Source organism: Arthrobacter bambusae (assembly GCF_030812595.1).
Lineage (GTDB): Bacteria > Actinomycetota > Actinomycetes > Actinomycetales > Micrococcaceae > Arthrobacter > Arthrobacter bambusae_B.
The window spans coordinates 1-9,042 of the sequence record NZ_JAUSSZ010000030.1 but is presented as its reverse complement, the minus strand read 5'-3'; the positions used below and the strand labels follow the sequence as shown (position 1 = coordinate 9,042).

The following is a 9,042-nucleotide window of genomic DNA, read 5'->3' as shown; positions in this document are numbered from 1 at the left end:
AATCCATGGTGTCGCTCATGATCAGTCCTTCCCGCCAGGCAAAGCCCCGGCGTGTCAGGCCAACCCCGGATCCACCGTTATTCCGACACTCCCGGTTTTGGCGCGATAGGTGAGCGGGCGTTTGGGGTTTTGCCGCGATAGGTGACCGGGCGTTTGGGGTTTTGCCCCGATAGGTGAGCGGGCGTTTGGGGTTTTGCCGCGAGAGGTGACCGGGCGTTTGGTTTGAAGGGGCGAGAGGTGACCGGGGGTCGAATTAACCTGGGCTTTGCCGGCGGGCAACCGTGCGGGTTTACGCTGGCGTCGTGGCTGGGAACGTAATCCTTACTGACCAGGACGGACGACGGCGGTTTGTTGCCTTGGGCGATTCCTTCACCGAGGGCGTGGGGGACCGGAACGAGGCCCTGCCGAACGGCGTCCGGGGCTGGGCCGACCGCGTTGCCGAGAAACTTGCCAAGGCCGAACCCGGCTGGGAGTACGCGAACCTCGCCGTACGGAGCAAGCGGCTCCGCCATGTCATCGACGAGCAATTGGACCGGGCCCTGGCCATGGAACCCACGCTCATCACGCTTTACGCAGGCGGCAATGACATCCTGGATCTCGCCACGGACATGGAACTGCTCATGGCCGAATATGAAAAGCTCGTGGCCCGCCTCGCAGCCACCGGAGCCACGTTGGTCTTGTTCACGGGCTACGACGTCAAGGTCTCGGCCGTGCTGGAACCCTTCAAGAAGCGGAACGCCCTCTATAACGAACGTGTCCGCGAACTCGCCGCCAAGTACGGGGCCGTGCTGGTGGATTATTGGTGCCTTGACGCCTACCACGACCGCCGGATGTGGGCCGCGGATCGTCTGCACATGTCCAAGGCCGGACACAAATACATGGCGTCGCAAGTGCTCGACCATCTCGGCGTACCGCACAAATTCTCTCCCAAGGACTGGGAACCGCCGCAGCGACTCAAGCTGCGCGACTGGGAACGCCGTCAGCGACGCTGGGTGAACGACTGGGTCCTGCCCTTGTTCGGCCGGAAGCTTCGCGGCGTCACCCTCGGGGACAGCCTTGGCCCACGCTGGCCGGAGCCCGTGAAAGTCCCACGGAAGGCCGGGCTGCGAAAAGTCGCAGAACGCCAAGCCGCTGCCGCAGCTGGCTCAGTCGCATCCGGCGACGCCGGAAACAGTCAACACGGTAAAGCCAAAAACAACGGGGGGACGTGATTATGGCCACGGAGACACCGCTGCGTTTCGTCGCGGTCGGAGATTCCTTCACTGAAGGCGTCGGCGACATTGACCTTCGCCTTCCCAACGACTGCCGCGGCTGGGCCGACCGTGTGGCCGAGGAACTGGCCAGGCGCCGGCCGCAGGCGCAGTACGCCAACCTGGCACTCCGCGGCCGCCGTCTCAAGCAGATCGTGACGGAACAACTTGAGCCGGCGCTCGCGATGGAGCCCACTCTGGTCAGTTTCCATGCCGGGGGCAACGATCTCCTCGGCGCACGGCTGGACATGCGCGTCCTGGTCCGTGGATTCGAGGACGCCGTTGCCCGGATCGTGCAAAGTGGTGCACAAGTCCTGCTGTTCACCGAGTACAACGTGCCGCTCTCGCCGGTGTTGGAGCCGCTCAAGCTGCGCACGGCCGTTTTCAACAAACACATCCGGCGTATTTCCGGAGATTACGGAACACTTCTGGTGGATCATTGGTGCTTCGAAAAGTACCAGGACCGGCGGATGTGGGCTCCGGACCGCTTGCACATGTCCGGAATCGGACACGAATACATGGCCAGGAAGGTCCTGGAGGTGTTGGGCGCCGCCCACTCGCTGGGCTCACCGGTCCTTGGGCCGCTGCAAGCGCGGAGCCGCACCCAGATAATGGCCGACGACGCCGCGTGGCTCAGGCGCGACGTGGCACCTTGGCTTTCGCGTCGGCTCAGGGGAGTTTCGAGCGGTGACCACCTGAGCGCCCGCTGGCCGGCCCTTATGCCGGTGGTCTTGCCGGAGCTCTTGGGAAGGTCACAGGAACCGGCCCGGCTGTGACGCCTCGGACCTCCAGCCCGGTTAGTCCAGCAGGTTTTCGAAACCCGAGGCTGCCGTGGTGACGGTGAATTCGATGATCTCGAAGTCGGCCACCCCGTTGACGAAGAACGGATCCGTGGCCAGCGAAGCGTCCAGTGATGCACGATCGACGTTGGACAACAACACGCCGCCGGTGGCTGGAACGCGACGTCCCGACGCGAGGAAGGTGCCGGCGTCGAACGCTTCTTTGACCCATTCCATGTGTGCGGGGCGGTGGAAATCGACGATCTCGTCGGGAACTTTGTATGTCAGCGAAACGACGAACATGCCGCCCAGCCTACAGCGCGGAGGGCGGCCCATCGGGTCGCCCTCCGTAGCGGCAGTGACCTACGGCAGCAGTTTGACTGCGGAGTTCCAGTTGTAGTCGGGGTGGGCGTCGCTGATCTGCAGGGTCATGACGAGCAGTTGGAAGGCTTCGAGCTCGCGCGCGCGGCGCAGCGGTCCAACGTTGACGGGGCGCAGCCCGGCTTCCTTGACGAAGTCGACGACGGCGGATGTCGCCTCGGCGTCGTCGCCCGCCACCAGCACGTCGAGGGTCTGGCCGCTCACTTCGCCGGCAGCGAGGGTGGCCGCGAAGACGGTGTTGAAGGCCTTGACTACCGACGCACCGGGGACCAGGGCCTGGAGTTCTTCGGCCGCCGAGGTTCCGGCGGGGACGGTGAGGGAATCGAAGGTCTCGAAATTCACGGGGTTGGTGATGTCCACGATCGTCTTGCCGTCGAGCGCGGATCCATAGGAAGAAAGGACTTCCTTGGAGGCGTCGAACGGGGTGGCCAGGACCACGATGCTGCCTTCCACCGCGGATCCCGTGGTGCCGGAGGTTCCGTTGACCGTCGCGGCAAGCGCAGCAGAGGAGCTTGCGTCGCGGCTGAGGACTTGGACGCTCCTGCCTGCTTTGGCCGCGCGGGCCGCAATGCCGGATGCCATGTTGCCGGTACCGATGATGGTGATGTCAGCCATTGTTGATTCCTTTGCTTGAGTGCCATGAGCGGTTCACGATCTTTACTTGAAGCTTCAACTAAAATAGTAATGACTATAAGTTGAAGTGTCAAGCATTAATTTCCTTCTAAGATGAGTCCATGACCGAACCGCACTGGCTCAACGCCGACGAACGCCGTGCCTGGCTGGCCCTCCTGAGTATCAACACCCTTCTACCGGCAGCGCTGGACACCCAATTGCAGGCGGCCGGCAAATTGTCGTTGTTCGACTACAACGTGCTCGCCATGCTGTCCGAAGCGGAGGGGCGGTTCCTGCCGATGAGCGAGCTCGCAGCCCGCACCAGCGCCTCCTTATCGAGGCTGTCGCACGTTGTCACCAAGCTGCAAAGACGCGGCTGGGTAGAGCGCGAGGCCCACCCGGGCGATGCCCGTGTCACGGTGGCGCACCTGACGGAAGCCGGAATGGACACCATCGTGTCCCTCGCCCCGGGGCATGTGGATGCAGTCCGCGCCTTGATGTTGGACGCCATGAGCGACGACGACGTTGCGGACCTCGCACGGATCGGCGAGAAAATCGTGGCCCGCCTGGACGACGACCACTGGATCCTGCGCGAACGCTAAGCCGCGAACGCTAAGCCGGGAACGCTAAGCCGAGAACGCTGAACCGGGACCAGCGTGACCGCCGCCCCACACTGATGAAAGACTGACGCCATGGATTTTTCTGCCCGCTATGTGGCATTGGGTGACTCGTTCACCGAAGGACTTGGCGACGCCGACCCTTCACGCCCCAACGGGGTCAGGGGATGGGCGGACCTGGTGGCCCATCAATTGGCTCGAAGCAATGACAACTTCGGATATGCAAACCTGGCCATCCGCGGCAAGAAGCTCCGGCAAGTCATGGCAGAGCAGGTGGACGCCGCCGTCGCGCTTCAACCGACGCTGGTGACCCTGTACGCGGGAGCGAACGACATCTTCCGCCCCAAAGTCGATATCGACAGGCTTATGGAGGAATACGAAGCGGGCATCGAGAAGCTAAGTGCCACTGGTGCCACGATGCTTCTCTTCACCGGTTTCGACGCCCGCAGTTCCAAGGTTTTCGGCACCATGCGCGGACGCACCGCGATCTACAACGAATTGCTGCGGGAGATCGCCGAAAATCACGGTGCGCTGCTGGTGGACTATTGGCGCTTCAGCGAATACCACGATTGGCACATGTGGGCGCAGGACCGGATGCACATGTCCACTGCTGGCCACATCAACATGGCAAACCGCGTCCTGGCCGTCCTGGAGCACGAAGGTTCCCTCGAGGTCCCGCCGCCGGTGGCCCAACCCCAGCTTGCGCGGGCGGAAGCGTTGTGGGCCAATGCGCGCTGGGCCCGTGAACACGCCGCCCCGTGGGTGGTCCGCCGCGTTACGGGCAGGTCTTCCGGGGATGGCCTCAGCCCGAAATACCCCCAGCTCATACAGCCCTAACGGTTCCGGGTCTAACTGTTCCGGGCACCGACGTTCCGGAAGCCCGGTGTGGCGAGCAGGCCGCCGTCGTTCTTCACCGCGAGCACCTCAACGTCCCACTGGGAGGTAGCCAGTGCGAGGGTCCGGGCACCGCCGGCCATAATGGCGGTTGCCAGGACATCAGCCGTGATGATGCCGTCCGCTGCCACCGAAACCTGGCGGAACCCCTCGTCCCGCACGCCTTGGAGGCCCGCGGACCAAATGTGGTGGCCGCGTTCGCTGGTTCCCGAGGTCGCGAGCGCGTGCTTGCCGGCGTTACCGAGCGGAAGCGCGGTGAGGAGCGCGGTCCGGTCCGCGGGGTCGACGATTCCCGCCAACCACGGCCGCGCGCTGCCCGGGATCGGCGAACCGACCACCAGGACATCCCCGCCTGCATTGAGGCACCAGTCCTTCAAGCCCAGTGCAAGCAACGACGTTCCAGCTTCCCGCAGGGCATGCGCCTTGACGATACCCGCCAGATCCACGACGCCGTCAGGCCGTTCCGCCGTGAACGCGCCGTCCGTGAGGGTGCGCCATTCGCTCGCCTCGACATACAGCCGGCGCATGCCCGCCGAGGCATCCGCCAAGGCCAGCTCGCCGCGGGCCATCGCGCTCGCCTCCGAGTCAGGACGGTAGAGACTGAATGCCCGGTCCAGTCCGTTGAACAACTGCTCGACGACGGCGGTAGCCGCCTCGAGCTCTTCCACCTCAGCTTGGGGAGCCGTCCCTGGAGCAGCTGGGACCGCGAGGCTCACCACAGTGCCCATGCTGGGGAACGTGCGGGAACGAAGGCGCGGCTCCGAGCCGCCCAGTCCGGGCCCACCTGGCTTAGAAGTGTGCTGCATCGAGGGCCGCCTGAAGCGACGTCAAATACGCCTCGCTGGTAACTGTGGCCCCGCCGATAGTCTGCACGTTTGCCGACTGGGCGCTCAGCACCTCGGACCGCAAAAGGGGTGCCGCCCTTGCACTGATCTGGACCGATCGCTGCTCATTGTCGGTCAGGTGCAGGGCCGTGACATCAGTGATCACGCCCGCTTTGATGGTTACCTGGACCTGGACCGTTCCGAAGCGGGTTTCCATTGCCGTTCCTGCGTAGGTGCCTCCGGCCTTGGCCGAGGCTCCCAGGCTGGAACTGGAACTGGAACCCGTGCTGGAACCGGAGCTGGAGCCGGAACCGGTGCTGGAACCGGCTCCGGTTCCTGGGGACGATCCGGAAGCGCTGCTCCCGGTGGTTCCATTCGCCGTCGGGCCCGTATTGGTTCCGCCTGTGTTTCCCGCGAAAGACGTGGTGACCGCCGAGGCGTTCGATTCCGAGACGTGTGCGCCTGCCTGCCAGCCGACCACGAGGATCGCGGCGGATGCCAGCGCTGCTGAAATTCCTGCCCTGAGTCTCACCAGTCAAACCTTTCGTAGTGGAGTTGTTCCTCCCGCACGCCGGAGCTTTTCGCCTCGGCCAGGACCTGCCCGGCCCATGCGGCCGGACCGCAAACGTAGACATCAGCATCCGCTATGTCCGGCACAAAGTCCGGCAGTCGCGCGGTGCCGGCAGAAGCGGGCAGCCATGTGCTTCGGCCATCTGGGGAGCGCCGTCCCGTCAGGTGGAAGAGGGTGGCACCGCGCCTCTTGCACAATTCCAGGATCTCGTCTCCGAGGAAAAGCTCTTCCGCGCTGCTTCCGCGCAACAGGACCGTCGCCTGGCCTGGCGCGAAAGGAGTGGATTCCAGGAGCGCCCGGAGGGGAGTAATCCCGATTCCTGCCCCAATCATCACCACGCGGTCCCGGCTCCTGGCTGCCGTGCTGAAGACCCCGTATGGCCCTTCGATAGCAACCTTCGTGCCCGGTTTGAGGGAGGCGAGGCGCGCCGAACCGGCCCCCAGGTTCCGCACCGTGATCCGCAACGTCGGCTGCCGGGATGATGTCCCCACCTGCGGTTCCGCGGACAAGCTGAACGGATGCGCCTGCCACCACATGCCGGGAGCGAGGAAGCGCCACACGAAGAACCGTCCGCCGCTTCCCGACAATTCGTTCAAACGCAGCCCGGCCATTTCGATGCTGACGACGTCGGCGGATACCCGCACCACGCGGCGCACGGTCAGCTGGTGCCGGTACGTGGCTAGCACTGGCCGTGCAATGCGGTACCAGGCCAGCGCCGAACCCGTTGCTATGCAAAGGAGGAGCCAGTACCAGCGTTGCCAGGTGCCTTCAGCGAACAGGCCGCCCACGCTGAACTGGTGTGGCAACGCGGTTGCTACCGCGAGGTAGGTGAGCAGATGGACGACGTACCAGAATTCGTAGGGAAAGCGGCGCCGCACAGCTACCAGCGAAGTCACCACCACGGCAATGAACAACGCCATGGAGACGAATGCCAACCACATATCCGGTACCAACACCCAGAGCGAAACGGCCTCGCTCACCGGGTTCAGGCCCTCGGCCATTCCGTAGCCGGTTGCCAGCAGGAGTCCATGCGCCAACAACAGGTAGAGCGCAGGTTTTCCTAGCTTCCGGTGGAATTCCAGTGCCCTGTCATGCCCCACGGCGCCATCCACGAAAGGGAGGCGTGCAGCAAGCAGGAGCATCACGATGACAAGGTCCATGCCAGCGAGCCCGGCCAAGATCCCGACGGCGGTGACCGCCTGGGTGGGGTTCCCCACCGACGACGCCCCGCCGTCGGCGAGCCACAACGACAGCGCCGCCGCAAGCGATGCCCACAGCGCAACCGTGAGCATGTCCGCTCGGAACATGCGTCGGCGATGTTGCGCAGCGAACCTCCCCTGCTTGGCATTGTGTCGCAGGGACCTCGGAGAACGGCCTGGCGGCGTATCCACGCTTTGGCCCGGAGAGGCGAGGAGTTGTGAGTTCATGATTCAAGATTGAATGCTCAACCTTTCATTCTCCTGTGAATGGGCTGGCCACTGCTTATGACTTGAGAGGCGACCCTGTCCTGGGTTCTTATACACCCGATTGGCCTTAATTTCCCCCAGCCCCTAGACTTATTAGGCGCTAGGTGGCGCGGAGCGTGTGCAATTGCTCCGGTTGGCGGTGACTGTTGGCAACAACGGGACAACCGCGGGCCGGTAGTTAGGGGCTCAAGTTGCGTGCATTCCAGTATTCGCCCAGTATTCCGGCCCGTTGTCCGGACCCACTACCTTCGCCGCAGCGGTGATCATTGGCTGATTCAGTCGAAGGATCCAGCCTGCGGGAACTACCGAAAACGTTGTGGACTGGTTGCGGACGTCGCCTACTGCACGGGAAGCAGGAACTCTGCTGGCCGTTTCATTTTATTTTTAGGAGAGTCGTCATGGCAGCACACTGCCAGGTGACCGGAGCCGAGCCGGGCTTTGGACACAGCATTTCGCACTCGCACCGCCGCAACAAGCGTCGGTTCGACCCCAACATCCAGAAGAAGCGCTACTGGGTTCCGTCCCTGCGCCGTAATGTCACGCTGACCCTGTCGGCCAAGGGCATCAAGACCATCGACGTTCGCGGCATCGACGCAGTCGTCGCCGAAGTTCTGGCTCGTGGGGTGAAGCTCTAGTGGCAAAAGACAAGGACGTACGTCCGATCATCAAGCTGAAGTCGACTGCGGGAACGGGCTACACCTACGTAACCCGCAAGAACCGTCGTAACGACCCGGACCGTCTGGTCCTGAAGAAGTACGACCCCAAGATCCGCCAGCACGTCGAATTTCGAGAGGAGCGCTAAACATGGCTAAGAAGTCCAAGATTGCTCGCAACGAGCAGCGCAAGGTCATCGTTGAGCGTTACGCTGCCAAGCGTCTCGAACTGAAGAAGACCCTGGTTGACGCCAACGCGACTGACGAAGCACGCGAAGAGGCTCGCCTCGGCCTGCAGAAGCTGCCCCGCAACGCCTCCCCGATCCGTCTGCGTAACCGCGACATCATCGACGGCCGCCCGCGCGGTACCTTCCAGAAGTTCGGTATCTCCCGTGTTCGCTTCCGCGACATGGCTCACCGTGGTGAGCTCCCGGGCATCACCAAGTCTTCCTGGTAATCCTGAAGCACTAGAAGGGTCGGCAACCGTTTGGGTTGCCGGCCCTTTTTGGGTTTAAGGCTTTGGTTCCGGAGAGATGCGGCCTTCGCCGCTCCGCCATTAAGTCGCTCCGCCACTAAGTCGCTCCGCCATTAAGTCGCTCCGCCATTAAGTGGTGGAGCGCACACTATTGGATAACGACGGCGCCGCCTTCTTTTGGCGCGGAATGGGCCGTTTTGCCCCGGATTACCGCGGTCCTTGCTCGCCTGGTCGGTGATTTGCGTGGGGTGTTGGGGGTGTGTAGAGTAGTTCGAGTCGCCGCCGCTGAAGCGGAAAGATAGCGACCGACTCCCTTTGATAAACGGCCTGGAAATGGTGTGCTGATTAGCGTGCTGTGGATGGGTGGGGACCCTTGTTGAGCGGTGGATCACGGAAACGTTGATTTGCTTGATGCTGGCAGTTCGGGTAAGTTTGGAAAGTTGCTCCGGAGCGAGTCTGGCCTTGTGGTTGGGTGGTGCCGGGTGTGTCTGTTGTTTGAGAACTCAATAGTGTGCCAAGT

General features: G+C 63.2%; 12 protein-coding genes. 7 read left to right on the top strand and 5 right to left on the bottom strand.

Annotated features, from left to right (window positions below; all coding sequences use genetic code 11):
- Positions 1-302 precede the first annotated feature (302 nt).
- Entirely contained in the window at positions 303-1,211 is a 909-nt protein-coding gene (locus J2S96_RS20015; RefSeq protein WP_306867614.1) for an SGNH/GDSL hydrolase family protein, read from the top strand.
- A gap of 2 nt (positions 1,212-1,213) precedes the next feature.
- Positions 1,214-2,026 (top strand): SGNH/GDSL hydrolase family protein, encoded by an 813-nt coding sequence (locus J2S96_RS20010; protein ID WP_306867610.1) that lies wholly within the window; start codon positions 1,214-1,216, stop codon positions 2,024-2,026.
- Between the two features lie 21 nt (positions 2,027-2,047).
- Here the strand turns inward: J2S96_RS20010 and J2S96_RS20005 are convergent, their stop codons facing one another.
- Positions 2,048-2,332, bottom strand: coding sequence for a YciI family protein (locus tag J2S96_RS20005; protein WP_306867608.1), 285 nt, complete (start codon positions 2,330-2,332; stop codon positions 2,048-2,050).
- 60 nt (positions 2,333-2,392) lie between these two features.
- Positions 2,393-3,025 (bottom strand): NADPH-dependent F420 reductase, encoded by a 633-nt coding sequence (locus J2S96_RS20000; RefSeq protein ID WP_306867605.1) that lies wholly within the window; start codon positions 3,023-3,025, stop codon positions 2,393-2,395.
- 119 nt (positions 3,026-3,144) lie between these two features.
- Between J2S96_RS20000 and J2S96_RS19995 the strand changes: the two genes are divergently transcribed.
- Positions 3,145-3,624 carry a MarR family winged helix-turn-helix transcriptional regulator gene (locus J2S96_RS19995; RefSeq protein WP_306867601.1) on the top strand — a complete coding sequence of 160 codons (480 nt, stop codon included), beginning with the start codon at positions 3,145-3,147 and terminating at the stop codon, positions 3,622-3,624.
- Positions 3,625-3,714: 90 nt separating this feature from the next.
- A complete protein-coding gene (locus J2S96_RS19990; RefSeq protein WP_306867599.1) occupies positions 3,715-4,476 on the top strand; it encodes an SGNH/GDSL hydrolase family protein in 762 nt (253 codons plus the stop codon).
- Positions 4,477-4,487: 11 nt separating this feature from the next.
- On the opposite strand, the gene J2S96_RS19985 is transcribed toward J2S96_RS19990, so the two are convergent.
- The 3 genes from J2S96_RS19985 to J2S96_RS19975 are packed head-to-tail and all read right to left on the bottom strand — an operon-like array spanning position 4,488 to position 7,355.
- Positions 4,488-5,339 carry an FAD:protein FMN transferase gene (locus J2S96_RS19985; protein WP_306867596.1) on the bottom strand — a complete coding sequence of 284 codons (852 nt, stop codon included), beginning with the start codon at positions 5,337-5,339 and terminating at the stop codon, positions 4,488-4,490.
- Positions 5,323-5,889 (bottom strand): FMN-binding protein, encoded by a 567-nt coding sequence (locus tag J2S96_RS19980; protein ID WP_306867593.1) that lies wholly within the window; start codon positions 5,887-5,889, stop codon positions 5,323-5,325. The genes J2S96_RS19985 and J2S96_RS19980 overlap by 17 nt, the downstream gene beginning before the upstream one ends.
- On the bottom strand, positions 5,886-7,355 hold the full coding sequence (locus J2S96_RS19975) for a ferredoxin reductase family protein (protein ID WP_306867590.1): 1,470 nt from the start codon (positions 7,353-7,355) through the stop codon (positions 5,886-5,888). The genes J2S96_RS19980 and J2S96_RS19975 overlap by 4 nt, the downstream gene beginning before the upstream one ends.
- A 437-nt stretch (positions 7,356-7,792) precedes the next feature.
- On the opposite strand from J2S96_RS19975, the gene rpmB reads away from it, so the two are divergent.
- From rpmB to rpsN, 3 genes are read left to right on the top strand one after another with little or no spacing between them, the layout of a single operon-like run.
- Positions 7,793-8,029, top strand: coding sequence for a 50S ribosomal protein L28 (gene rpmB, locus J2S96_RS19970; RefSeq protein WP_234759813.1), 237 nt, complete (start codon positions 7,793-7,795; stop codon positions 8,027-8,029).
- Positions 8,029-8,196 carry a 50S ribosomal protein L33 gene (rpmG, locus tag J2S96_RS19965; protein ID WP_003798558.1) on the top strand — a complete coding sequence of 56 codons (168 nt, stop codon included), beginning with the start codon at positions 8,029-8,031 and terminating at the stop codon, positions 8,194-8,196. The genes rpmB and rpmG overlap by 1 nt, the downstream gene beginning before the upstream one ends.
- Before the next feature lie 2 nt (positions 8,197-8,198).
- Positions 8,199-8,504, top strand: coding sequence for a 30S ribosomal protein S14 (gene rpsN / locus J2S96_RS19960; RefSeq protein WP_028267656.1), 306 nt, complete (start codon positions 8,199-8,201; stop codon positions 8,502-8,504).
- The last annotated feature ends 538 nt before the right edge of the window (positions 8,505-9,042 follow it).